Genomic DNA, 23,397 nt, shown 5'->3' on the forward strand with positions numbered 1-23,397 from the left:
GAACGCTGGCTGAGGTCATCGATCACCTCGGAGCCAGTGGACAGACCGGCATCGTCGACGGCACCGAGATCCAGGTCCGACGGCCGGCCGCCGGACGCCGGACGCAAGGACCGGGACACGTTCATCTCCGGGAAGAACAAGTAGAACGCCGTCAAGACCATGATCCTCACCGACCAGAACGGACGGGTGCTGTTCAGCAGCCCGGCCAGGCCAGGCAGCTGCGCGGACATCACCCATGCTCGCCAGTCAGGGCTGGTCAAGCTCCTGGCGGACGGCCCAGCGGTGGAGCTCCTCGCCGACGCCGGCTATCAAGGTCTCGGCGCCCAGACCGGCGGACGCGTGATCACACCACCACACCGCAAGTTCAAGAAGAACGCCCCGGACTGGTCGAGGAGATGCACGAACGGCAGCGCAAGGCGCATTCATTCCAGCGGATCCGTGTCGAGCACGGCATCGCTCACCTCAAGAACTGGTGGGCACTGGCCCGCCACCTCGGCCGCCGCGAGCATATGAGCGACACCATCCAAGCAGTCGCCGGCCTGCTCTCCCACCAGCAGACCACGGACCTGGACCCGGAACGGGAGAGGTGAGCACCGGGTCCCACTGAGACCCTCGACGTCTCACCACTCACCGTGCACGAGCTCGTTAGGGCCTGGGTGTCGCCGTACTTGTTGAAGTGCTCAGCCGGGTACGGATGAACGTGCCCAGCTTGGTGGATGGCAACCTGCCGGCCCTGTTGCGGTAGACCTCAGGAAAGGGCCGCCTTGTGGCTCGGGCCGGGGAGAACTGTGATCGACTCATGGCCATGAACCGAGGTGCTTTTGACGACGTGCCGTTGACCACGCTCTTCCCGGGCGCGCAGCCGTGGACGCCGATCGTCCTCGGCCTGGATGTCGTCGAGCATGCGGCTGAGGGCGATCAGTTGGAGTTCCAGCTTGAGGTGGCGTGGGCCGACCTGGGTCAGCTCGCAGTCGATGTGGCGGTGAATGTGGCCTGCTGGTGCGAGACCGATCACGCCACCCATGACATTGACGCCCTGAGGCTCGCGGTCGGCGAGGTGAGCTCATTGCCGGAGGCATTCCGAGCTGGCGCTGAGCGTCTGGCTGGCTGGCTTGCCGATCCTCACGACGCCGACCACTGGCGGGCCCAGGCGGGACTGCCTGCCCGACAGATCCTCCGAGGAACCCGTCGGGCACGTTCGTCTGTACCAGGCTGGGTACGTTCAGCTGTACGCCGACACCGTTGCCCAGACGCTGTTCTGGGACGCAGTACCACCGGGCCGCTCCCACCCCTGCCCGTTCTCCTACGGGTCCTCGGGCGGCCCACTGAGCCCTCCCCCCTCCCCGCACCCCTCTCGGGTGCGGGGCATTTTTTATGCTCGGCCCTGTCTCGTTGCGCCCGCCAAAGGGGCGGCAGGATGTGTGGATGGCGAAGAGCGAGATGGAACTGCTGTCCTTGTTGCGCGGGCTTGATGACCCGGAGCGGCTGGAACGGCCGCTGCACTACGACCGCGCGGCGACCGGACTCAAGTTCCGTGGGCTGGTGCGTCGGCTCGAAGCGGACTTCGGTGCCATGTGCGAGTCCGAGCGGGACACCCAGGACTCCAGCCAGTACGGGCGCGTCCACGTGCCCGCGGACGCGACGGTCTGCGAGACGCGGATCGTGGTCTGCGTGAGCAAGTTCGGATCCCTCGCCGAGGTCTGCGCCGACAATCCGGGGGCCTTCTTCGGTACGGACGATGCCTACGAGGAGGGGGCGCTGGACCTCGGCGACCTCGCCACCGTGGAGCGGGCGCTGGCCGACCTCGGCTACGTGAGCGTCCCCGAGGAACTGTTGGAGAGCGGCTACGAGGGCCCCAGCGCGCTGGAGCACTTCTCGGCCCGGCCCACCTGGTGGACACGGTTCTTCGGCCTCTGGTGACCCATCCGCCCTGCCTCCACCCTCAACCGGCCTCTGGGCGCCGGCTGAGGCCCAGGGGCGGACCTTCGGCAAGATCTGAAGGGGACGGCCTCACACCCCACGGCTTGACGGCTTAACTGCATGAGGTGTCTTTGTACGCGTTAGCCGTAGAAATAGGTCTGTCCTCCACATGCCTGGCCGGGCGGAGGTGGCGGGCGCGCAGGAGCCCTGCCCGGCGAGGAGCCGGCCCGCTTACCGCTGCACTTACCACCTCGCTCACCACGGCAGCTCAGGGCGCTGGCAAGCACGGCCGGGCGTCCTCGTCCGTCTCGTCCGCGTAGGCGCATCCAGGAAGCACGGCGGTGGCGCGGCCTGGAGTGGTCGGCGCGGTGCCCTCTCGCTACCGGTCCGGCCGCTTCAGGTGGTTACCGGTTACCGGTTCTCGGTTACAGGCCAGGGCGTCTGCCGGTTCTGGCTGCTCAGCGTGGTGCGGGCAGTTCCTGCCGGACCGGTTACCTGTAATCGGTAACCGGCCGGTGCCTGCTGCCGTTGTCCGGTCGACCGCCCCGCCCCGCCCCGCCCCGCCCCGCCCCGGCCCGGCCTTGTCCGGGCGCCGGCCCGACTCCTCCGGCGTCACCGGAGCCAGGGCGGCCAGGAGCCCCGGCGCGTCTACTGCGCCTCCTGCGGTCGCCCTGAGCCCTCTCCGGCCGCCGTGGTGAGCGGGACCGACCTGACTTACGGGCCTTGACCCCGGATCCTGGACACGGGTTATGTGGCTGGTGCAAGCGTAGTCGGTGTGAGGTGGAGGGCGTTTTCGAAGGTGATCGGTGATCGTTGTCCGAGGTGGGATTGTCGGCGGCGGGTGTTGTAGCGGTGGAGCCATCGAAAGGCGTCGAGTCGGGCCTCACGCTCGGTCGGCCAGCTCTTTCGCCCCTGCAGGGTCTCGCGTTTGAAGGTTGCTTTGAAGGACTCCGCCAGTGCGTTGTCCGTGCTGGACCCGACCGCGCTCATGCTTCGCCGGACCCCTGATGACCTGCAGACTTCAGCGAAGGACCTGCTCGTGTACTGGGCTCCGTGGTCGGTGTGAATGATCGATCCGGCCAGGCTGCCGCGGGTGTGGATCGCTGCGGTCAGGACGTCAGTGACGAGCTCGGTGCGCATGTGGTCGGCGATCGCCCATCCGGCCAGTCGGCGTGAGGCGAGGTCGATGACGGTCGCCAGGTAGCAGAACTTCCCGCTGTCGATGGGCAGGTAGGTGATGTCGCCGACGTACTTCGTATTCGGGGTCTCTGCGGTGAAGTCGCGGCCGATCAGGTCTGGCGCCTTGCCGGCAGCCGGGTCGGAGACGGTGGTGCGATGCCGGCGGCGCAACCGGACTCCTTCGATCCCGGACGCCCGCATGATCCTGGCGACACGCTTGTGATTGACCGCCTCACCACTCGTCTCACGCAGCTCGGCGGTGATCCGCGGGGCTTGCGTAGGTGCCGTCCGACTCGAGATGCACCACCCGTATCCGGGCGGCCAGACGGGCGTCGGCCGCCCGCCGGGAGGCCCGGTCCGCGGCGGTCTGGCGCCAGTAGTAAAAAACTCGAGCAACTGATGCCGAGGACACTGCACAGCCGCTTCACGCCGTAGCGGCGCTGGAGGTCGGCGACGCACTGGAAGCGGCTCACCAGCGCGTTTGGCCGGCGAAATACTTCGCCGCCTTGCGCAGGATCTCGCGTTCCTCCTCCAGCTCACGGACCTTCCTGCGCAGAGCGGCGTTCTCCGCCTCCAGCGGCGTGGGCGGCTCGGCCGGTACCTCCGTGCGGCGTCCCCGGGGCCGGCTCGCCCCGGCCGCCCTCATCCAGTTCCGCAACATCTCCGGGTCGATCCCTAGATCGGCGGCGACCGACCTGATCGTCGCTTCGGGCCGCGACTCGTACAGCGCGATCATGTCCGCCCTGAACTGCGGCGGGTAGTTCTTCATGACCACGAGATGTCCGTTCTCAGATCCTCAGGATCCAGTGTCTCGCGTGTCCAACATCAGGGGGTAAGGCCCGTACGCCCGACTTCCCTGCGGGGCATGGCATGCGTGCCCGTTCGCCACGTGCCTGCCCCGGCATCGGGCCGTGACGCCTCGATCGGGCTGTCTTTCCCTGCCAGACGGCGCTCAGCGTTCGCTGCGGCCTGGCGGCTGACCCACCCGGTGTCCCGGGGCCGGAGGGCGACACGGCAGGATGGGCGGGATCTGTCCGAGGAGGAGGCCCTGTGCGCTACCGTCCGCTGTTGTCCGTCCTGCTTCCGGCTGTCGTGCTGGCCGCCGGAGGTGTCGTACTGCTCGCGGGCGACAGCTCCGCCGGCCGGGACGGGACCTTGGACATGGCGCGGATGATGAAGATCCTGCCCCGCGGCAAGGAAGTTCCGGGTTATCGCGCGGAGTTCGCGTATCCCGATCTCACACTGGGTCCGAACCCCGACCTCCTGTGCGGCGACATGAGCGTCGCGCTGCTGTCACACGAACGCGCTCCGGAGGCCTCCACCCTGGTCGTCCTGACGGAAACGGGCCGTACCCAGGAGCGGTACGAGGCGGAGTCCTACAGTTACGCCCCCGATGTCGCGGTGACGGTGATGGAGGAGATGCGGGCGGCACTGCCGGGATGCGCCGCCTACAACGCCGAGTACGCCGATTTCTCCTATGGTTTCGGGCTGAAGGAGGTTCCGCCCGCGTATCCGGTGGGGGACGAGGCGCTGGCCTACCGTGTCCTGGAACCGCCGTTCCGCATGGTGTCCAGCAGCCAGATTGTCGACCTGCCGACCGATCTGGCGGATACCGGCCGGACTGTCACGTTCGTCCGGACCGGCGGTGTCATCACCCAGTACAAGAGCCTGCCGCCGCGCCGGGTCTTCGAGGCCTTCGAGGGCCGGTTCCGGCGGGCCTCGGACGCGGCCCGCTACTGAGACGCGCCCTCAGCCGCCTCGGCCGCCGACCTCGGCTGAGGAACACGCTCCACCCCCGGTACCGGTGCGGGGCGGAGCTGTTTTCCCGGGTGGGTCGGCGGCGGGCGCATGGCCGGCCGGAGCAGCCGTGTGCCGAGCCGGTGACGTACGGATCACGGATACGGCGGGCGGTGTGATCACGGGTGTGCGGTCCACGCGGCCAAGGTCGGCCAGTAGTGCCTGCTCCCATCGCACCTCTCCGGTGGTGGTGACCTGCGCGCGGCGGCCTGGGCTTGGTTCGGTAAGGGCTTCCCTCACCCGCTACGCCGAGTACCTCATTGACCCGGCCAGCCGCCTCCACGGCTGGCTCCGCACCGTTATGCTCCCCTTCGCGCCGATCGAGACCGGCCTCGACCGAGGCCTCTCCTGGATCGTCGCCCTGTGTTTCCAGCGGGTTGCACATGATGGTGCTGACCTCGTGCGCAGAGAGAACAGTGAGCTCTTTCAGGGCGGCCACTGATCGGGTGACGGGCAGACGTCCCACAACGCGCGAGGCTCCTGTGCCGTTGAGAGAGGTGTTCGACGTCTCAACTCATCAGCGCAGGAGCCTCATTGGTTCCCTACCCTGACGCACTCGATCTGCCTCGTGCTCTGGTCGAGTGGGTATCCATGCTCATCGTCACCCGTGAGGGTGACCGCCGCTGCAAGCTCCCGCCCCACCAGCGGGCCCTCGTGGGCCTGGTCTGCCTCCGCCGCCACGACACGCTCACGCAGATCGCCGCCGGCTTCGGCATATCCGTCGGCACCGCCCACGCCCACGTCACGGCCCTCGTCGGGCATCTGTCCCGGAAGGCGCCCGGCCTGCTGCGGGTCCTGCGCGAGACCGATCCGGACCACGTCCTGCTCGACGGGACCCTCGCCGAGTGCGACCGCGTCGGCGACAGCCGGGCCGACTTCTCACAGAAGCACCGCCGTCACGGTGTGAACGTGCAGGTCGTCGCCGATCCCGCGGGCAAGCTGCTGTGGATCTCACCCGCACTGCCCGGCCGCACCCATGATCTGACCGCGGCCCGCACCCACCGCATCATCCGGATCTGCGAACGCCAGGGCGTCCCCGTCCTCGCCGACCGCGCCTACATCGGCGCGGGCCCTGGGTGACCACACCGATCAGACGGCTCCCCGGCCGGGACCTCACCTCGACCCAGCGAACGATCAACCGGGCCCTGTCAGCGGCACGAGCGCCGGTCGAACGAAGCATCGCAAGGCTGAAGTCCTGGCGCATCTTCCGCCGGACCCGCTGCAGCCCCAACCGCATGACCGCCATCGCCGCAGCCATCCTCACCCTGGAGCGTCAACGCTGAAAATGCTCAGTCGTCCACCTGCGTGGCGTTCATCGTGGACGGCTTCTCCCAGAAGATCGTGGGCTGGCACGCGTCCGTGAAACGAGACGTGGAGTTGGCCGACGTGCCACTCAGGATGGCGCTGTGGCGCCGCGGCCACGAGGGCACACCGGTCGGGCGGGACCGGCTCATATGCCACTCGGACGCGGGCTCGCAATATACGAGCGTGCGGTTCACCGAACATCTCCGGCTCGAGGGCATCAGCCCCTCGGTCGGGAGCGTCGGCGACGCCTATGACAACGCCCTGATGGAGACCATCAACGGCCTCTACAAGTCCGAATGCATCCGCACCAGCGTCTTCCATGACGGCCCCTGGAGAACCGTCTCCGACGTCGAGTACGCCACCGCCTCCTGGGTCGAGTGGTACAACAACCGGCGCCTGCACTCAAGTCTGGGCATGATCAGCCCCACCGAGTTCGAGGCAGCCCACTACGCTGACACAGAACCACGAGCCGACTGATCACCGGCCAGCAAAACACCGGCAGGAAAGTCGGAACGGTTCAAGGCCGCACGACGGCGCATGGCGCCGGCGAGCGGCACAGCGCCGCCGTCTCAGGCGGCACCCTCCAAGAGCGCTTACGGCTCGTTCCCAAAGGATGCGGGAAAGACCTTCACCACGCCGGGGAGACCACCCGTGAAACACCCGCGCTCGATCCGATGCCCTGCGAAGGCGATCAACGCTTCGCAACTACTGCGCTGACCTCGCCCTTTCCAGATTCCCCCGCACCACCGTGATCAAGGGATGCCCGGAGCCCAACACTCGCTCGCGGGTGGTGAGCGCCCGTCGGAAGGCCTCGATGGTAGGGGCGAGCACGCCCTGCCCGACTTGATATCTCGCGGCGCGGTCGAGTGCACGGGCGGTGTGGGGGGTGTCGTGGTCGGGGGTGTGGTGGCGGGTGAGGGCTTCGAGGTGGGGGAGCAGGGTCCGGTACCGGGGCCAGTTCGCGAGGTGCTCGCCGTCGGCGGGGAAGGCCTGGGCGAGGAGTTCAGCGGCTTTGTCACGGGCGCGGTCGATGGCGTCGGCTTGCCGGTGGGGGTCGTCCTGGTCCGAGGTGCGGGTGTGGGCCTGGACGAGGCGGTGGAGGGTGACGGTGCCGTCGCCGCAGTCGGTGACCATGCTGTAGGCGGCCAGCCGGCCGATGGCGGTGGCCAGTGCGGGCGGGTCGCCTAGGGTCTGTTGTGAAAGTGGATCTTGGCCATGGATGATCACCTTCCGTGGGACGTGGGGACCTGACGAATGACCAGTGGGCCCGGCTTGAGCCGTTGCTGCCGCAGGGCATCAAGCCGGGCCGTCCGCCGGTGTGGACTCGGCGACAGCTGACAGCTGACAGACGGCATAAGGTGGCGGACTCGGACTGGCGCCCCGTGGGATCGCGTCTACGACCTCTTCCGGCGTTGGCAGCGGGACGGCACCTGGGCCCGGATCGTCACCCGGCTTCAGGCTGAGGCGGACGCGAAGGGCCTGATCACCTGGGACGTGAACGTCGACTCGACGGTCTGCCGGGCCCATCAGCACGCCGCCGGAGCGGCGAAAAGGGGGATCTCCAGAAGGAGCCGCCGGGCGGGATTGCCGTCGAGCCGGCCGACCACGGGCCCGGACGATCGCGCGGTGGTCTGACCAGCAAGATCCACCTCGCTGTCGAGCAGGGACAGAAACCGCTGTCCGTCGTGATCACGGCCGGCCAGCGAGGCGATTCACCGCAGTTAGAGCCGGTCCTGGAGGCGATCCTAGTTCCCCGGATCGGTTTGGGACGGCCGCGCAAGCGACCGGACCGAGTCCGGGCCGACAAGGCGTACGACTCCCGCAAGAACCGCGCCTACCTGCGCAGGCGCGGTATCAAGGCAACGATCCCAGTCCCGGCAGACCGGGACCGCAACCGACAGAAGCTCGGTTCCCTCGGTGGTCGGCCGTTGAGGTTCGACAAGGCCGACTACAAGCAGCGGCACGCGGTCGAGTGCGGCATCAATCGGCTCAAGCGCCACCGCGCGGTCGCCACCAGGTATGACAAACTCGCCGTCCGCTACGAAGCGACCGTGCCGGCCGCGGTCCTCAACGAGTGGCTGTGAAGCACTTCGGACTGGTGCCCGTAGGCAGCGGCTCTCCGGCTAGCCTCGGGTGCCGTCCCCGCGCAGCGCAGCACGGACCAGAGCAACGTCCGCGGCGGGCATGGCGATTTCCCAGTAGCGATCAGCGGCTTGCAGGGACAGCAGACGGAACATGTCCTTGTCGACTGCAACACTTCCCGGGCCGGTGACCGGGCCGGCCCCATGGACGTGGAACGGAGCGACCAAGGCGATGTCTTCACCGGGTCCGCCGAGGACTCGGAACGGCCGCCACACCACTGGCGATGTTGCGGCAGGGTCCAGAATCAGCGATCCCTGCCGCAAGCGGTGGCCGTCGCGGACGAACGCGGAGACCTCGCGAGCCTCTCCCGCGTCCAACGCGACGAGGTCCTCCTCGGCGCGATGCCGAGCGTCTCCTGTGAGCTGCTCGATGAGACGACTCGGATGCCGGAGCAGATCTGTGAAGGACTGCGTCCCCGCGGCCCGTCGTGCCTTTCGCCCCACCGTTGCCCCCCTGCGTCACTGTCGCAACCAGCGTAGTGACGGAGGGCATGCGGGATTGCCTCCCTAGGGCCTGTTGTGGAAGTGCACTGCTGGGCAGTTGAGTCCTGTGGGTCGGTACAGTCGCGTGCATGTTGAAGCCAGTGCTGCGGGTAGTTGAAGCGGGTGGTCGTACCGTGGACGATCCGACCGAGGAGGCTCTGCACGACCTGCTGTCTGAGATGAACCTGTCGCACCGGTTTGTGATCCTGGAAAGACTCGATCTGGAGCCTGTGGATCAGCACTACATTCAGGTGTACCTGAACGACGACCTCAGCTACCAGGTCGAGTACCGCGAAGGCAGTGCAGACAAGCACTACCAGGCCCACGTTCCAAGGCTCCATGAAGTGTTCGGCCCGGAAGAATCGACCGCCAAGGTGATGATGGACCGGGCTCACGATCGACAGGGATGGCGGGAGGCGTTGCCGTGGACCCTGATGCCTTTTCAGTGAAGGATTACAGCCACGCGTTGATCGCCGCGACCAGGACTGTCGCCTCGTAGCGGACGGCGAGCTTGTCGTACCGCGTGGCGACGGCGCGATGCCTCTTGAGGCGGTTGATCCCGCACTCGACCGCGTGGCGCTCACGGTAGTCGGCCGGGTCGAAGCGCGGCGGCCGGCCGCCGCGGGAACCGAGCCTTCGGCGGTTGCGCGCCTGGTCGGCCTTGTCAGGGGTGGTGCAGCGAGTCCCGCGGCGACGCAGGTAGGCGCGGTTCCTGCGGGAGGCGTACGCCTTGTCCGCGCGGACCCGGTCGGGGCGGACGCATGGCCGGCCCGGCCCGATGCGGGGCACACGCACTTTCTCCAGTACGGGTTCGAACTGCGGCGAGTCGCCGCGCTGCCCGGCCGTGATGACGATCGACAGGGGCTTCTGGCCCTGCTCAACCGCCAGGTGCAGCTTGGTCGTGAACCCGCCGCGCGAGCGTCCCAGCCCGTGATCAGGGAGCTCGGTGAAGAGCCCGCCCGGTGGTTCCTTCTGCAGGTCGCCCTGCTTGCGGGCCCCGGCCGCATGCTGGTGGGCACGGCAGACCGTGGAGTCGACGCTCAGGTCCCATGTGATCGCCCCTTCGCCTCGGCCAGGGCCTGGAGTCGGCTGAGGATCCGGTGCCAGGTGCCGTTCCGCTGCCATCGGCGGAACAGGTCGTAGACCTGGCCCCACGGCCCGTACTCGACGGGCACGTCCCGCCACGGCACACCGGTCCGGACCCTAAACCGTATGCCGTCGATCAACCGCCACCGGGACCAAACAGGTGGCCGACCTGCCTTCGTGCCCTTCGGCATCAGCGGTTCCAGCACCGCCCACTGCTCGTCCGTGAGATCTCCCCGACCCATGAACCGTGATCATTCACAGTCCAAGATCCACTTTCGACACACGGCCTAGCACTTCAGCAGCGGATCGTGTTCTGAGCTGGTGGTTGTCGCTGTCCTGGCATGGAGGGTATGACTAAGGATCTTCAGAGTGGTCACCAATCGGGTGACGGACAGGGGCGGACAGCAGGCGAGGCCTTCGGGCAGTGGTTCGAGATGTCTGACGTCTCAACCGCTTTGACCGGAGGCCTCGTTGGTCCTCTATCCTGCCGCACTCGACCTGCCACACGTGCTCGTGGAGTGGGTCACGATGCTGATCGTCACCTGTGAGGGTGACCGCCGGTGCAAGCTGCGTCCCTCGCAACGCGCCATCATCACCCTGGTCTACCTGCGCGAGCACACCACCCACGCGAAGCTCGCTGCGGGCTTCCGTATCAGCGAGGGCACTGTCCACGCCTACGTACAGAGTGTGATCGAACTCCTCGTCTCGAGGGCGCCGTCCCCGACGCAGGCTCTGTGCCGGGCCCGTCCCGAGTACGTGTTGGTGGGCGGCGCCATCGCCGAGTGTGACCGGGTCGGCGACCGTGAACGGGACTGTCCGGGCAAGGCCGGACGGCACGGAGTGAACATCCAGGCCGTCACCGACACTGCCGGCGAGCTCATCCGGTACTCACCCGCACCGCCCGGCCGCACGGTTGACATCACCGCCGCCCGCACCCACCACATCGTGACCATCTGTGAACGACTGCGGATCCCTGTCCTTGCCGACAAGGCCCACGCCGGGGCCGGCGGAACCTTCCAAGTGCCGTTCAAACGCCACCTCGGACGGCCTCTTACCACCAGACAGGCAGCCGTCAGCCGCGCGCACGCCCGACTCCGCTTCCCCGTCGAACGCGCCTTCGCCCGGCTCAAGGCCTGGCGAATCTTCCGCGAAGCACGGATCAGCCCCAACCGACTCACGTCAACCACCAAGGCCGTCCTCACCCTCGAGAGGGGACGCTGAAGATCCTTAACTGGAAGGCCCTGCGCGACTGTCGTCCAAGGGGCGACGGTCTCCACCACGCTGTCCAAGCTGTCGCCGCCCTGTACGACATCGCTTTCACCGCGTGACCGGGCAAGCCTCGACAACAGCCCTGACCTGCCCGGACACAACCTTCTGCAACACGCTTCAGGCCGGCGTGCGGTGTTGGGCCTCCGGGCCGGTACTGCCGTGTCCCTCCGGGGCGTAGGTCTGTCCGGTGCGGCGCCGTAAGTATGCGGATCAGCGGGTGATCGAGATTGCGAAGGGCATGAATCCGCTGGAGCGGATCACGTGCGGTACGAACAGGACTGCGGCCTCCGTGGCGCGGGCGGTGCGGATGCCGCCGAGGTCGGTGATCCACTCCTCGCGCCAGCCGAGGTCGACGAGCAGTTCGCGTACGGTCTCCTTGGCCCGAGGGTTCTCGCCGGACAGGAACGCGGTGGGCTTCTCGGTGAGGGTGACCGGTGCGGTCATCACGGGGAAGAGCATGGTGTTGAGTGTCTTGACGACGTGCGTTTCGGGAAGGGCTTCCTGGAGCTTTTCGGCGAGGCTCGAACCGGGGTGGAGCAGGTCGGCGGGCAGTCCGTCCGGTCCGTCCACGGTGGCGTTGGAGACGTCGACGAGGATCTTGCCCCGCAGTTCCGCGCGCAGGGCTGTGAGCAGCTCTGGCGAGCCGGCGCCCGGGGTGGCGTTGATGACGATCCGGGCTGTCCGAGCCGCCTGGGCGGCGGTGCCCGGCGTGCGGTCCGCCACGGACACCTCGTGTCCCGCCCGGGTGAGTGCCGCGGCCAGGTTGCTGCCGACGCGGCCGTTTCCGAGAACTGCGATCGTGGTCATGATGACGGGGTCCTTCCACGGGTTGCGGATCGTGGTGCGGGGTCAGTGGGAGAGGGTGGTGACGGCCTCGGCGTGGATGCCGGGCGCGGCGGCCACGAAGCTTTCGCTGTGCGGGGTCCAGGGGCGGCCCTCGGCGTCGGAGATCTGTCCGCCGGCTTCGGTGACGAGCAGCGCCCCGGGAAGCAGGTCCGCGCGGGCGCCGGCGAACTGCCAGAAGGCGTCGATCCGGCCGGCGGCCACGTCCAGCAGGTGCAGGGTCGCGGGTACGGAGGTACGGACGACGAGCGCGTCGAAGAGCATCGCGGTGATCGAGGAGCCGACGCGCCGCACCACCTTCTCGTCCTCGTCCGGCCGGGCCTGGCTGGTGGCCACGATGCCCAGTCCGAGGTCCGTCGTCGCGGAGACGCGCAGCGGCCGGCCGTCGAGGTGGGCGCCCGCCCCGGTGAGCGCGGTGTAGGTGTCGCCGGTCAGCGGCAGGTGGACCGCGGTGAGCACCGGCTGGTTGTCGCGCACGAGGGTGGCGGTCACCGCCCACTCCGGCAGGGCGTGCAGATGGTTGACATTGCCCTCGGCCGGATCCACGACCCACCACTCGCCGGGCGGCAGCGCCCCGCCGTCCAACTCCTCCTCCACCCAGCCGGCGTTCGGGCGCAGGCGCGTCAGACGGGGTCGCAGGATGTCCAGAGCCGTCTCGTCGTTGGCGGCGAGCGCGCGCATCAGCTCTTCTCGGGTCCGATAGGGAACCGTTTCGCCGAAACGCTCACGCAACGCCGAACCGGCGTCGCGTACGGCGGCCGCAGTCCGGTCGAGCAGGTCGGTGTCGGAGGCGGCGACATCGGTGGCCCGGAGTGTTTCGGACATGGTGGTGCTCCCGTCGGAAGAAGGAGGGGTGACCGGGGCGGTCGAGCCGAGCTGTGCGGCCCGCTCGTGCTTCGTTTCGAACGTATAGAGCCTCATGATTAACTTCAACTGCATGTCAGGAACGCCTAGGATTACTGTCATGCAATTGGACCTGAATCTGCTTGCCGCACTCGACGCGCTGCTGGAAGAGGGCAGTGTGGCCGGGGCGGCCGCGCGCCTTCATGTCACCGCTCCCGCGATGAGCCGGAGCCTGGGCCGGATCCGTCGCACGACGGGAGACCAGATCCTGGTTCGAACCGGCCGCACGATGACCCCGACGCCGTACGCGATCGCCGTACGGGAACAGGTGCACGAGCTACTCCACCAGGTCCAGGGGGTGCTGGCGCCGAGCCGCGAGCTCGACCTGGCGACATTGGAGCGCACCTTCACGCTTCGCTGGCACGATTCCCTGGTCGCCCTCGGCGGCCCCGCGCTGCTCGCGGCCGTACGTGAACAGGCGCCGGGCGTGCGACTGCGCTTCATCGCGGAATCGAGCGCCGACACCCCCGGACTGCGGCGCGGCGAGGTCGACCTGGAGGCGAACGCCAACCGTCTTGGCGCGCCGGACATCCGCGTCGAGAACGTGGGGGAGACCCGTCTTGTCCTCGCCATGAGGCGGGAACACCCCCTGGCCCGTGCCGGGGCCGTCACCGCGCAGCAGTACGCCGCCGCCGAGCACGTCACCGTCTCGCGGCGCGGAAACTTCGGCAATACCCTCGACGACGCCCTCGCTCGGCTCGGCCTCACCCGCCGCGTGGTGGCGACCGTGCCCACGGAAGCGGCCGCGCTGGAGTTCGCGCGAGGCTCGAACCTCCTGGTCAGCGTCCCGGAAGCCACCGCGCGCTTTGAGGCCGCCGCTCTCGGCCTGATGACGTTTCCCCTGCCGTTCGAACTGCCGTCGGCACCGGTGTACCTGTCGTGGCATCAGCGCTACGACACCGATCACGAGCACACCTGGCTGCGCGAACTGGCGCGAACCGCGCTGGCCGCGTGCGCGGCGCCGTAATCGGCGCCGCCCGGCCACTTGGCCCGTGCCCCCGTACGCCCCGCCTCGAGATCGCGCGGCCGGTCGGAGTGCCGACCCGTAACGAATCGCCCGCCCTTTTCGGAAGGCGGCCATGACCACCGCAACGTACCCGCGCGGTCCGAAGGAGCACGGGACACCGGCGTGACCACGTTGTGGGCGGAGGGGGGATCAGAGGTCTGCCTCTTCCCGTGCGTCGAAGGCCTCACGGGCGCGTGTGATGGCCGGCATGCTCTCCGACACCCATGCGAGCAGCACGTCGACAGGGGGACGCAGGGTCTTGCCCAAGGGCGTGATCCGGTATCTGACCGCCACCGGACGGGTGGACACGACCTCGCGCTCGATCACCCCGTTTCGCTCGAGTCGCCGAAGCGTCGCGGTCAGCGACTTCTGTGTCACGTGCGGGATCGCCCGGCGCAACTCGTTGAAGCGGCATGGCCGTTCGCACAGTTCACTGAGAACGCTGAGTGACCATTTGTCGAGAACCTGGTCGAGCAGTTCGCGGTGCGGGGGGCCGATGAAGACGGTATCCATGGAGAAACCTGGTCTCGTTGAAGTGTCCTTACTCCACTAAGTATCTTATGGATACCCCGTACAGGAGGAGGGCACGATGGCTGTCCAGCACTTCACGCCGGAAGGCATGCTGCAACCGGTTCCGTATCACCACGTCGCAGTCGGCACCGGATCGAGACACGTCCATGTCAGCGGACAGATCGCACGCCGGGCCGACGGAACCCCGGTCGCGCCCGGCGACCTGGCCGGGCAGGTCGCCCAGGCACTGCGCAATACCTCCGTCGGACTGGCGAGCGCGGGGGCGTCGTTCGCGGACGTACTGCGCCTGACGTTCTACGTCACCCGGTGGAGTCCTGAAAAGATCGGCGACTTCATGGCGGGTGTGGAGGCCGTCGCCGATGAAATCGGGCTCCGGCTCCCTTTGCCGCCGGCCTCCCTGATCGGTGTGGACTACCTCTTCGAACCGGACGTGCTCGTAGAAGTGGAAGCCACCGCACTGCTCGACTGACCCCGCGCCGACGCAGCGGCACGGCGTCCACGGCACCGTCGGCGGCCGTGTTCCCGGGGACTGTAAATCGCTCGGCGTGACTCCCGGCTGTGATAGCGGGTCTACCCGGCGACCGGCCCCGAAGGCTACCTCCCGGTCGCGGTCGTCTTCACCGACATGTCCGCGGCGACGAGCCCGGCGAGGTCCCCTCGCCCGGCAGGCCTCGGCGACCTGACCGGGGTGATGCAGCGTGCCCTTCGGGCTGCCGGACAGGTCGACCAGCAGCCCGCGGGCGATGAACCGGCCGACCACGAAGGACGTCACCGCCGCCTTCTGTCCGCGCACATTCGGTGTGCCGAGCGCCTCGGCGGTCCGGTTCGCCGCCGCTCCGGAGATCGGCTCCTCGCCCATCGCGGCCCGTACAGCGCCGGCGTCCAGCGCCTCGACCGACGACCTCGCCCGTCGCCCCGGAAGTGCGTCCGGCTGCCCGGCCCGCCGACGGCGAGCCCGCCCGCCGGACCTCGCAGTCGACCACCCGGCGCGCGAGGCCGGCCCTCTGCCCGGGGCCGGGCACGTGTCGGTTGTGCCCGGGCACGGCGCGGCCCCCTTGCCGTCGGCGCGTACAGGAAGGGGCTGCGCGGGTCGGCACCCGGAATCGCCGGGGCCGGTGGGGGGCGATCCGGGGAATCTGGTGTCAGGGCGAGGGGCAGGGGCCCGGGGTCCGGGTGAGGGAGGCGCGGGCGCCGCCGACGACGATGTCGGTGCCGTCGGACAGCCGGACGTGCAGGGCGTTGACGACGAGACCGCGCCCGTCGCCGTACACCCGCTGCTCGTTGAGGGTGACCGTGCCGAGCTGCGGGAGGGTGATGACGGTGTTCGGCGCCGGGCGGGCGGCGAGCGTGGTGTTGCCCACGCGGGCTCCGGTCAGGGTGGTCGCGCCGGTGACGGTGATCGTGCCCAGTGCCGTGGGTGCGGTCGCGGTGGCCGTGGCGGTCGCCGTGCCCGCGCTGACCAGGCCGCCGAGGAGGTGCAGTCCGTTCACGGTGGCGGTGGAGGTGGCCGTACGAGCGCCGCCGGTGCCCGCGATGCCCGCCGCGTGGGTCGTGGCGGAGGTGAATGAGCCGGTGGAGGAGCCGACATGGGTGGTGCCGAGCTGGGCGCCGTCGGTGGCCGGGTCCTCGGTGCAGGTGACGTCCGCAGGGGCCAGTGGCGCGATCGGGGCGGCCGTGACGGCCTGGGCGTGTGCGTCCATGAGCAGTGCCACGAACGTCACCGAGGTGCAGCCGGGCGGGTCGATGCCGTGCCGGACGGTGGTCGCCGTGGCGCACAGGGTGTACGTGCCACTGCGGGCCGAGGTCACCCGGACCGTGATCGTGCAGGACTCCTGCCCGGCGGCGAGGTCACCGCCGGAGGTGAGACCGTGCCCACCGGGGTCGACGGTGACCGTGCCGGAAGGACAGTTGGTGGTGGCGGAGCCGGGGTCGGCGACGAGCCCGGGCGGTAGCTGCTCGGTGAAGGACCAGCCGCGCTTCGCCGCCTTCTCGGTGGTGTTGGTGACGGTGAAGGTCAGCGTGGTCGAGTCGCCGACGCCCACCGGGTCGGGGTCGAAGGCCGTACTGAGCTGCGGTGTGGCGTCCAGGATCCGGAGGTTGTCGATCGCGCCGTCGTTGCCGGTCCCGCTGGCCTGCGCGTTGACCATGCGGACACCGACCGAGGGGCCCGAGAAGAGCACGGCGTCGTCGCCCGCGTAGGTGCCGACGTGCGTGCCGTTCGCGGTGACCGTACCGGCGTCGGTGCACGTGTCGATGGGATCGGTGAACGCCGGGACGGCCCGCTGTCCGTCGAGCAGGGAGAACTCCAGCAGTGGGTGCGCGGCGAAGCAGTTGACGGCCGCCGCGTCCACCGAGAAGGTCAGGAAGCGGCCGGTCGCCGCCACCGGCACCGGCACCGGCTGCACCGTCTCCAGCTGCGTCTTTCCGGCTCCCGGGTTCCCCGCGGTGTACGCGGTGACGGCATGGTTGGCGGCCGGGTCGCCGCCGGCCCATTCGGCCAGCGCCAACGCCATGGCCTGCTGAGAGGGCCAGGACGTCCCGCAGCCGCTGCCGACCGGGGCGGTGGCGGGGTCGGCCGCCGAGACCAGCCAGCCGTTGCAGGCGGTCAGCCAGGCCGGGTCGGCGGTGTACGTCTCGGCGAGCGGCGGAGCCCCGGTGTACGAGGTCAGCAGGCGGGGAGCCCCCGGGGCGTTCTCGAACCCCTCCTCGAAGAGCACGGTCGCCGCACGGGGTACCGGCGCGGACACGGTCGCGGTTCTTCCGGTGGGCGCGGGTGCGGCGGCCGCGGGCAATGCGGCGGCCAGTACCGCCACGCACGCCAAACCGGACGTCGCGACGGCATGCAGGAACGGTACGGTCCGGCGCGGCCGACCCGGTAAGTGTCTGTACACGTCTTCCCCTCCTCGATTCGCCCCGCAGACCGCAACCGCGGCGCGCGGGAAGCCCGTTGCCGAGCGGCGCGGGCCGTCCGACGGCCGCGGCCCGACCCGGCGGGCGATGCCTGGCCGCGAAACGGTGACCAGTCTGGCTGTCACGCCCGGACCCGGCAGCAGCGCACACAGGAGGGCAGGGCGGCGCGCGCCGGGCGCATGCGCCGTCAGAACCTCTCCAGCTACGCCAAGGGACTGCCGCCTCGGGTATCCGGCCGCGACGGGTCTGCCGACGACTACCGCCCCGGCAGCATCAGCCCCGAGAGGAACCAGCCACCGTCTCCCCGGGCGGCCGCCTCTCTCGCCTGCCCGGCCCCTACGCCGGTCCTGACACCGCCTTCGTCTCCGTCTCCGGGCGTAGTGCGGCGAGCGGTGAGCGTCGGCCCTCCCCGACCTGGCGGAGCTCCTCCCAGCCGGCCTCGGGGTGCGCGTCGGGGAGGGCGTCGACGGCGGCGGTGCGGTGGAGCGGGACCTGGACCGCACCGGCCCGCGAGGTGCCGTACTTCATCATTCTTGGCGCGCCGAATCCTGCGAGTACGCCGACGAATCTGCTGTTCAACGTGGTAGCCGGGCCGGGCGCACTGGGGCGCTACCGTCGCGACGGCGCCCCGCCCCGGCGCGCGGTCGCCCGGACACTGCCCTGCGTTCTCATCGGCGCCGCCGTCCGGCGTGTCCGCGCGCAGCGGGATCCGTACGCGGACAACGCCACCGCCCTGATCGCCCGCATCACCTGACCGGCCGCCAAGGGAGAACCGCCCATGGACACCCCGCCCGCACCCGCCCCTGCCGCCGACATCCGCGACCAGCAGAGCGCCGACCTGCGCGCCGCGCTCCAGCGCGCCGTCCCGCTGCTGGTCTTCGCCGCCGGACGGGAAGCGGACACCGACCTCCGCCAGTCGGCACTGCCGTTCACGACCGCCGACGATCAGATGGTGCTTGAAACCGGGTCGAGCACGGTCGACGGGTGAGGGCCAGACATGCCCCCCTTTGAGGGCTCGGACATGAGAGCCGTCCATGGCACAGTCGCCCAGGCCCAACGAGTCCGCGCGGCGCAGCTCGGTCAGCAGGGCGGCGTGCAGGCGTGGCCGGACACCGGCCTCGGTCCAGTCCCGCAGTCGGCGGCAGGCCGTGACGCCGGAGCAGTCCATGGGCTCGGTCGGGATGTCGCGCCAGGCAACGCCGGTCCGCAGGACGTACACGATGCCGGTGAAAGTCGCCCGGTCCGGAACGCGAAGCCGCCCGGGATGCCGGCGGCGTCGTTCGGGAGCGGGTGGCAGCAGCGGGGCCACCCGCTCCCACAGGTCGTCCGGAACAAGATCAACACGCGCACGGACACCCTTCCGACCGAGGTCGGCGACTGCAGGACCCACAGCTCAACTCATTCTGAAGCGATCAGTCGGAAGGGCGAGCGCCAGATCCAGGCCAGCGCGGCCCCCGGCGTCACGCAGGACAGGAAGGCCGCCGGGCGGGCCAGGCCGCCGGCCTCCCAGCCCAGGGCTGTCGGCAGGAGGAGGAGCAGACCGAGGAGGAGGATGCCGAGGGCAGGTAGATGTACGGACGGAGTGAACCGCCTTGCTTCGCACGGCATTTCGTACGAGAGCGTCCCCGCCAGGAAGGCCCCCGCAAAAATGACTGGGAAGAGGGTGATGAGGAGCATTCGGGAGCCGATCACGCCGGTGCCCCAGCGGCGGCCGTCCTCCAGGACCGACGAGTCCGGGCGGGGATCGCCCGGCGCGTAGTAGACGTCGATCCTCATGCCCGCCTCCGGCGGCTGGTGACGGGTGTACATCGTGGGCACGGTCACTTCGCGCGGACCGCTGTCGTACGGGATGCGCAGGACCAGGTCGGTCTCGAAGAACACCGGCTCGTCGGAGGCGTTGTCGCCACGGACCGGGTCCCCTGCGAGCCGGACGACGGTGACGGAATACTGCCCGTGCCGGGCCGCTTCCAGGCGCTCGGTCTCCCGCCCGTACTCCGGGGACACCATGAACCCGAGGTTGAAGCAGGCCATCGTAGCCAGCGGCACCAGCCGGGCGACCAACCACACCAGCGCGCGGCCTTTGCTCGGGAGAAGACCCGTGTGCTGCGGGGCCCGACGGGAGGCGATGATCCAGGCAACGGCGAAGACCACGGTCAGTGCGGCCAGGCCCGTCTCGGTGACCAGCGGCGGGTACGGGCCGACGCCCCACAACACGCAGCCGACCGTCCCCGCGGCGCTGAGCAGCGTCCCCCAACCGGCGGAGCGTGGTCCACACGCTCCGCCGGTACGTGGGTCTCACCCGCGCCGACGCCTTCTCCAACCGCACCATGCCCGCCCCCTCTGCGCCCCTCAGCCTAGGGCCTGTCGTTTGGATCATCCCGGCGTCGCGGGGTCAGGCCCGCACATCTGCTGCGTTGTCGTCGGTTGCCAACGCTCCGCGCTGGCGCCTTCCTCCGCCTTGCAGCTGCACGCACCAGAACCCGCTCGGGTCGGCCGAGATGCACCACAGCTCGCGGCCGGCCTGATCCGAACGACAGGCTCTAGGCGTCACCCTGTTCGGGGCGGTCCCCGTAACGGGTGGTCAAGGTGCGGACGGTCGCCGTGATGCGGTCGCGGAGTTCGGCCGGGGCCAGGACCTCGATGTCCATGCCCAGGCGCAGGAACTCTCCGTGGGCGTGGTCGATCGACTCGATCGGCACCCGGGTCTTGGTCCACCCGTCGCCCGTGGGCGTCACTCCGAGGCGGCGGGCGCCTTCCGGGGTGAGCCGTACCAGGGCTTCCCCGGTGTGCAGCCGGGCCCGGAAGCCCGCCACATGGTCCTTCCAGTACGAGGCCAGGTCGAACCCCTCCGGAGCGGCGAACTCCGCCAGCGGACGCAGAGCGAGGATCTGGTCGACGCGGTAGGTGCGGATCCCGGACGGCCCTCCCGCGACCAGGTACCAGCGGCCCGCCTTCAGGACCAGGCCGTACGGCTCCACCCGCCGCTCGATCTTCTCCGGCGCCCGCCAGCGCCGGTACCGCAGGAGCGTCGTTCGCCGCTCCCACACCGCGGCGGCGACCGCGGCCAGGTGGGGCGTGCGGTCGGCGTCGCTGTACCAGCCAGGGGCGTCGAGCAGGAAGCGTTCCCTGATCCGCCCGGCGTGTTCGCGCAGCTCAGCCGGCAGCGCGGCGTGCAGCTTGAGCTGGGCGGTGGCGAGCGCCTCGCCGAGGCCGAGGTCGGCGGCGGCGCCGGGGAGCGCGGCGAGGAACGCGGCCTGCGCCTCGTCGGCAGTCAGTCCGGTGAGCCGGGTCCGGTAACCGTCGACCAGCCGGTAGCCGCCCGCGTGGCCGGCGGCGCCGTACAGCGGGATGCCGGCGGCGGCGAGCGCCTCGACGTCCCGGTAGACGGTACGGACGGACACCTCCAGCTCGTCGGCCAGTTGCCGGGCCGTCATCCGGCCCCGGTTCTGGAGCAGGAGGAGCAGGGTGACCAGCCGGCTCGCGCGCATGCCGTTCAGTATTCCTATTCACTGACAGCGGATGTCAGGGGACCCTTTCTACTCTGCGGCGCATGAACGACTTCGACTTCCTGCACGGCACTTGGGACGTGACCAACCGCCGTCTCACCGCACCGCTCGCAGCGGGCCCCGGGACCTGGGTCGAGTTCCCCGGGCACACGGTGGTCCGGCCGCTGTTCGGGGGCGCCGGCAACATCGACGAGATCACCTTTCCCACCCTCGGCCGCCAGGGCGCGACCCTGCGCCTGTTCGACCGCGAGACGCAACGCTGGTCGATCCACTGGTCCGACAGCCGGACCGGCCGGCTGGACCCGCCCGTCGTCGGTGGCTTCACCGGCGACCGCGGCGACTTCCACGGCGACGACACCTACGACGGGCGCCCGATCCGGGTGCACTTCACCTGGCACCGCCTCGGCCCGGACCACGCCCGCTGGGAGCAGGAGTTCTCCGCCGACGACGGCCGTACCTGGGAGCACAACTGGACCATGGACTTCACCCGCACCGGGCGGTCCGGCGCATGAGCATCGTCGAACTGCGGCAGTACACCCTGCACCCCGGAACCCGGGAGACCCTGATCGAGCTGTTCGAGCGCGAGTTCGTGACCGGTCAGCAAGCGGTCGGCATCACCGTCGGCGGGCGGTTCCGCGACCTGGACGACCCGGACCGGTTCGTCTGGCTGCGCGCCTTCCCCGACATGGCGCGGCGCCGGCGCTCACTGGAGGCGTTCTACAGCGGCCCCGTGTGGCAGGAGCACCGCGACGCGGCCAACGCCACCATGATCGACAGCGACGACGTCCTGCTGCTGCGCGGCCCCGGCTTCACCCCTGCGCCCGGCGTCCGTGAGGTGCTCGCGACCGTCTGCCACCCGTCCGGGTCGAGCGCCTTCGACGCCTATGCCGCCCGGCACCTCGGCCCGGACCACGCGCTGCACCGCACCGAGCACACCGAGAACGACTTTCCCCGCCTGCCGGTCCGCACCGGGAAGGACATCCGGGTTTGGTTCGGCCCGGCGCAGCCCCCGCCCTGGCCGGCGCAGCAGCTACGGCTAGAACCGGTGACCACCCAACTGATCATTTCAGAATGAGGTCCGGAGGCACACGAGGCTGCAAGCCATCTCCAGCAGGACTTGATGGAGGTCAGCGCGTCGTTTGTATGGCGGGCCGGGGAGGTCGACGATGGCGTCGCCCTGACCGCCGAGCTCGGCCGGTGGCCCGGCGGCCGCGCCCTGGCGAGGCCCGCAAGCCGGGCCCGGGGATTACCTGCCGCTTCTACTACACCGGCGACACCCCCTGACCGACATCCTCGGGGACTCGGGGACTCGGGGACTCGGGGACTCGGGGACTCGGGGACTCGGGGAGTCGGGGAGTCGGGGTGTGAGATTGGGGTTCGGGGGCATGTTGGGGCGGAGCCTATGGGACCGCTGTGGAGAGATGGGTCTGCTTGTAACCCTGCTGGCAGGCTCTCGGGTTGTCGGACGGCTCGCATCATTGGGCGATGGTGCGGGCCGTTCGGCACGTTCCGGTCCCGGGCCCGGAACCATGGTCGCGGCCGGGGGCGGATGGGGTCCGTGTCGGCCCGTGCCGGTATGGCGTGCACGAGTCAGGCCCAGTGCCCGGATGCGCTCTGGGACGCAGTACCACGGGCCGGCGCAACCCTCCCCCTCCGCTCTATCGTGTGCATTCTGCCGGGCCCTGATCCCCGCTTCGTCCCGGCCTCGGTCTGTCGACAGTCCTTTTCGCCTGCTCCACGCCGGTGCTGCCTTCGGGTTCGGGCAGACGGCGGACACGACCCCCGGCCCTTGGCCGCAGTCGAGGCTCAGGAGTAGGTCATGGGGCAGCCGTACCGCAGGGAGTGCTGTGCGGCGCGCAGATAGAGAGCCACGTAGAAGGCCGCGTCCCGGTCCTCGGCCCACGGTCCCGGCCGCGTCCGGGCGGTTCGTTCAGCTCCGCCGTCCAGGAACCACAGGCTCAGTGCGAGGTTCTCGCCTGCCGGTAGCGCGTCCACGGGCAGGGCGATGGTGCCGGCGAGCCGTTCGGCCAGGGTGAGTACCTGCGGGGCCCCGGCGACCACTGTCTCTTCGCCGGAGTACGCGGTGCCGAAGGGCAGGACGATCGTCTCCTCCAGCGCGAGGGGTACCAGTACGCTCCAGTCGAGGAGGGCCGACAGCTCCGCATCGGTCAGCAGCGTCCTGCACAGCGCCACGAAGCCGTCCATGGACGGGCTGACCTTCTCCTCGAACCAGCCCGACGCCTCCCGCGCGGCCCGCGGCACCTCGTATGGGGGCAGCCCGCGCTGCTGCAGCTCGGTGTTCAGCGCGGCGGCGATGTCCCCGTACCCGTCCTCCCCGGGCTGCGACCAGTCCTGTGCGGTGACACTCACCAGATAGACACCCATGGTCGCAACGTATCGGCCGCCACTGACAGGCCTCATCGCCCAGCTGACTGAACCCACTCGTTCTACGCCGGAAACACAGGCTGGTGGACGGGTTCCCCATCAGGCCCCTGCCAGATTCCCGTCCTCTGCCGTG

At 69.7% G+C, this 23,397-nt stretch carries 23 protein-coding genes and 6 pseudogenes; 15 read left to right on the plus strand and 14 right to left on the minus strand.

Annotation, left to right across the window (positions count from 1 at the left end; genetic code table 11):
• Positions 1 to 159: 159 nt before the first annotated feature.
• Both ACWGSR_RS30180 and ACWGSR_RS30185 read left to right on the plus strand, forming a co-directional pair.
• Positions 160 to 351 (plus strand): annotated as a pseudogene (locus tag ACWGSR_RS30180) (transposase family protein); the annotation flags it as partial.
• A gap of 44 nt (positions 352 to 395) precedes the next feature.
• A complete protein-coding gene (locus ACWGSR_RS30185; protein ID WP_453571181.1) occupies positions 396 to 590 on the plus strand; it encodes a hypothetical protein in 195 nt (64 codons plus the stop codon).
• A gap of 158 nt (positions 591 to 748) precedes the next feature.
• Here ACWGSR_RS30185 and ACWGSR_RS30190 read toward each other — a convergent pair whose 3' ends face one another.
• Complete coding sequence (locus ACWGSR_RS30190) at positions 749 to 1,015, minus strand: hypothetical protein (RefSeq protein ID WP_453571108.1); 267 nt, start codon at positions 1,013 to 1,015, stop codon at positions 749 to 751.
• A 410-nt stretch (positions 1,016 to 1,425) separates the two neighbouring features.
• Between ACWGSR_RS30190 and ACWGSR_RS30195 the strand changes: the two genes are divergently transcribed.
• Complete coding sequence (locus ACWGSR_RS30195; RefSeq protein WP_453571111.1) at positions 1,426 to 1,920, plus strand: hypothetical protein; 495 nt, start codon at positions 1,426 to 1,428, stop codon at positions 1,918 to 1,920.
• Positions 1,921 to 2,667: 747 nt separating this feature from the next.
• Here ACWGSR_RS30195 and ACWGSR_RS30200 read toward each other — a convergent pair.
• Positions 2,668 to 3,874, minus strand: a pseudogene (locus ACWGSR_RS30200) (IS3 family transposase).
• Between the two features lie 275 nt (positions 3,875 to 4,149).
• Here ACWGSR_RS30200 and ACWGSR_RS30205 point away from each other — a divergent pair.
• From ACWGSR_RS30205 to ACWGSR_RS30215, 3 genes and pseudogenes are all read left to right on the plus strand, one after another.
• On the plus strand, positions 4,150 to 4,839 hold the full coding sequence (locus ACWGSR_RS30205) for a hypothetical protein (RefSeq protein ID WP_453571114.1): 690 nt from the start codon (positions 4,150 to 4,152) through the stop codon (positions 4,837 to 4,839).
• Between the two features lie 591 nt (positions 4,840 to 5,430).
• Positions 5,431 to 6,179, plus strand: a pseudogene (locus ACWGSR_RS30210) (transposase).
• 19 nt (positions 6,180 to 6,198) lie between these two features.
• Positions 6,199 to 6,678: pseudogene (locus tag ACWGSR_RS30215) on the plus strand (transposase); the annotation flags it as partial.
• Between the two features lie 228 nt (positions 6,679 to 6,906).
• Here ACWGSR_RS30215 and ACWGSR_RS30220 read toward each other — a convergent pair.
• Positions 6,907 to 7,428 (minus strand): hypothetical protein, encoded by a 522-nt coding sequence (locus ACWGSR_RS30220; RefSeq protein ID WP_453571117.1) that lies wholly within the window; start codon positions 7,426 to 7,428, stop codon positions 6,907 to 6,909.
• Between the two features lie 5 nt (positions 7,429 to 7,433).
• Here ACWGSR_RS30220 and ACWGSR_RS30225 point away from each other — a divergent pair.
• Positions 7,434 to 8,285: pseudogene (locus ACWGSR_RS30225) on the plus strand (IS5 family transposase).
• Between the two features lie 39 nt (positions 8,286 to 8,324).
• On the opposite strand, the gene ACWGSR_RS30230 reads toward ACWGSR_RS30225, so the two are convergent.
• Positions 8,325 to 8,660 (minus strand): hypothetical protein, encoded by a 336-nt coding sequence (locus tag ACWGSR_RS30230; protein ID WP_453571120.1) that lies wholly within the window; start codon positions 8,658 to 8,660, stop codon positions 8,325 to 8,327.
• 254 nt (positions 8,661 to 8,914) lie between these two features.
• Here ACWGSR_RS30230 and ACWGSR_RS30235 point away from each other — a divergent pair, with 254 nt between their 5' ends.
• Positions 8,915 to 9,274 (plus strand): hypothetical protein, encoded by a 360-nt coding sequence (locus ACWGSR_RS30235; protein WP_453571123.1) that lies wholly within the window; start codon positions 8,915 to 8,917, stop codon positions 9,272 to 9,274.
• A gap of 4 nt (positions 9,275 to 9,278) precedes the next feature.
• Here the strand turns inward: ACWGSR_RS30235 and ACWGSR_RS30240 are convergent.
• Positions 9,279 to 10,153, minus strand: a protein-coding gene (locus ACWGSR_RS30240) for an IS5 family transposase (protein ID WP_453571126.1) whose coding sequence is annotated in 2 segments (ribosomal slippage) — positions 9,279 to 9,892 and positions 9,892 to 10,153 — 876 coding nt in all. Because the reading frame shifts where the segments join, the coding sequence is not laid out codon by codon here.
• Positions 10,154 to 10,382: 229 nt separating this feature from the next.
• Between ACWGSR_RS30240 and ACWGSR_RS30245 the strand changes: the two genes are divergently transcribed.
• Complete coding sequence (locus tag ACWGSR_RS30245) at positions 10,383 to 11,132, plus strand: transposase family protein (RefSeq protein ID WP_453571129.1); 750 nt, start codon at positions 10,383 to 10,385, stop codon at positions 11,130 to 11,132.
• Positions 11,133 to 11,390: 258 nt separating this feature from the next.
• Here ACWGSR_RS30245 and ACWGSR_RS30250 read toward each other — a convergent pair whose 3' ends face one another.
• Both ACWGSR_RS30250 and ACWGSR_RS30255 read right to left on the minus strand, forming a co-directional pair.
• Positions 11,391 to 11,987, minus strand: a complete 597-nt coding sequence (locus ACWGSR_RS30250; protein WP_376244705.1) for an NADPH-dependent F420 reductase — start codon at positions 11,985 to 11,987, stop codon at positions 11,391 to 11,393.
• Positions 11,988 to 12,029: 42 nt separating this feature from the next.
• Positions 12,030 to 12,848 carry an inositol monophosphatase family protein gene (locus tag ACWGSR_RS30255; RefSeq protein ID WP_453571132.1) on the minus strand — a complete coding sequence of 273 codons (819 nt, stop codon included), beginning with the start codon at positions 12,846 to 12,848 and terminating at the stop codon, positions 12,030 to 12,032.
• A 139-nt stretch (positions 12,849 to 12,987) separates the two neighbouring features.
• On the opposite strand from ACWGSR_RS30255, the gene ACWGSR_RS30260 reads away from it, so the two are divergent.
• A complete protein-coding gene (locus ACWGSR_RS30260; RefSeq protein ID WP_453571135.1) occupies positions 12,988 to 13,893 on the plus strand; it encodes a LysR family transcriptional regulator in 906 nt (301 codons plus the stop codon).
• Positions 13,894 to 14,082: 189 nt separating this feature from the next.
• On the opposite strand, the gene ACWGSR_RS30265 is transcribed toward ACWGSR_RS30260, so the two are convergent.
• Positions 14,083 to 14,445 (minus strand): winged helix-turn-helix transcriptional regulator, encoded by a 363-nt coding sequence (locus ACWGSR_RS30265; RefSeq protein WP_376244697.1) that lies wholly within the window; start codon positions 14,443 to 14,445, stop codon positions 14,083 to 14,085.
• 76 nt (positions 14,446 to 14,521) lie between these two features.
• Between ACWGSR_RS30265 and ACWGSR_RS30270 the strand changes: the two genes are divergently transcribed.
• Positions 14,522 to 14,932 (plus strand): RidA family protein, encoded by a 411-nt coding sequence (locus ACWGSR_RS30270; RefSeq protein ID WP_376244694.1) that lies wholly within the window; start codon positions 14,522 to 14,524, stop codon positions 14,930 to 14,932.
• 673 nt (positions 14,933 to 15,605) lie between these two features.
• Here the strand turns inward: ACWGSR_RS30270 and ACWGSR_RS30275 are convergent.
• Positions 15,606 to 17,210 (minus strand): choice-of-anchor P family protein, encoded by a 1,605-nt coding sequence (locus tag ACWGSR_RS30275; RefSeq protein ID WP_453571139.1) that lies wholly within the window; start codon positions 17,208 to 17,210, stop codon positions 15,606 to 15,608.
• Between the two features lie 499 nt (positions 17,211 to 17,709).
• Entirely contained in the window at positions 17,710 to 17,952 is a 243-nt protein-coding gene (locus tag ACWGSR_RS30280; protein WP_453571142.1) for a hypothetical protein, read from the minus strand.
• A 1-nt stretch (position 17,953) separates the two neighbouring features.
• On the opposite strand from ACWGSR_RS30280, the gene ACWGSR_RS30285 reads away from it, so the two are divergent.
• Both ACWGSR_RS30285 and ACWGSR_RS30290 read left to right on the plus strand, forming a co-directional pair.
• Positions 17,954 to 18,127, plus strand: a complete 174-nt coding sequence (locus ACWGSR_RS30285; protein WP_453571145.1) for a hypothetical protein — start codon at positions 17,954 to 17,956, stop codon at positions 18,125 to 18,127.
• 24 nt (positions 18,128 to 18,151) lie between these two features.
• Positions 18,152 to 18,361: a hypothetical protein gene (locus ACWGSR_RS30290; RefSeq protein WP_453571148.1), complete on the plus strand. Its 210-nt coding sequence runs from the start codon at positions 18,152 to 18,154 to the stop codon at positions 18,359 to 18,361.
• Here ACWGSR_RS30290 and ACWGSR_RS30295 read toward each other — a convergent pair.
• From ACWGSR_RS30295 to ACWGSR_RS30305, 3 genes and pseudogenes are all read right to left on the minus strand, one after another.
• A pseudogene (locus tag ACWGSR_RS30295) lies at positions 18,317 to 18,763 on the minus strand (transposase); the annotation flags it as partial. The gene ACWGSR_RS30290 and the pseudogene ACWGSR_RS30295 overlap by 45 nt on opposite strands.
• A gap of 8 nt (positions 18,764 to 18,771) precedes the next feature.
• The gene (locus ACWGSR_RS30300; protein ID WP_453571150.1) at positions 18,772 to 19,587 is read right to left on the minus strand and encodes a hypothetical protein; all 816 of its coding nucleotides are present in this window, start codon (positions 19,585 to 19,587) and stop codon (positions 18,772 to 18,774) included.
• 326 nt (positions 19,588 to 19,913) lie between these two features.
• Entirely contained in the window at positions 19,914 to 20,861 is a 948-nt protein-coding gene (locus ACWGSR_RS30305) for a helix-turn-helix transcriptional regulator (protein ID WP_453571153.1), read from the minus strand.
• 62 nt (positions 20,862 to 20,923) lie between these two features.
• Here ACWGSR_RS30305 and ACWGSR_RS30310 point away from each other — a divergent pair, with 62 nt between their 5' ends.
• Together ACWGSR_RS30310 and ACWGSR_RS30315 are read left to right on the plus strand one after the other, a co-directional pair.
• The gene (locus ACWGSR_RS30310) at positions 20,924 to 21,391 is read left to right on the plus strand and encodes a hypothetical protein (protein ID WP_453571156.1); all 468 of its coding nucleotides are present in this window, start codon (positions 20,924 to 20,926) and stop codon (positions 21,389 to 21,391) included.
• Positions 21,388 to 21,954, plus strand: coding sequence for an NIPSNAP family protein (locus ACWGSR_RS30315; protein ID WP_376244675.1), 567 nt, complete (start codon positions 21,388 to 21,390; stop codon positions 21,952 to 21,954). The genes ACWGSR_RS30310 and ACWGSR_RS30315 overlap by 4 nt, the downstream gene beginning before the upstream one ends.
• Positions 21,955 to 22,685: 731 nt before the next feature.
• Here the strand turns inward: ACWGSR_RS30315 and ACWGSR_RS30320 are convergent.
• Entirely contained in the window at positions 22,686 to 23,264 is a 579-nt protein-coding gene (locus ACWGSR_RS30320; RefSeq protein ID WP_453571159.1) for a hypothetical protein, read from the minus strand.
• Positions 23,265 to 23,397 lie beyond the last annotated feature (133 nt).

Source organism: Streptomyces sp. NPDC055632 (assembly GCF_053618675.1).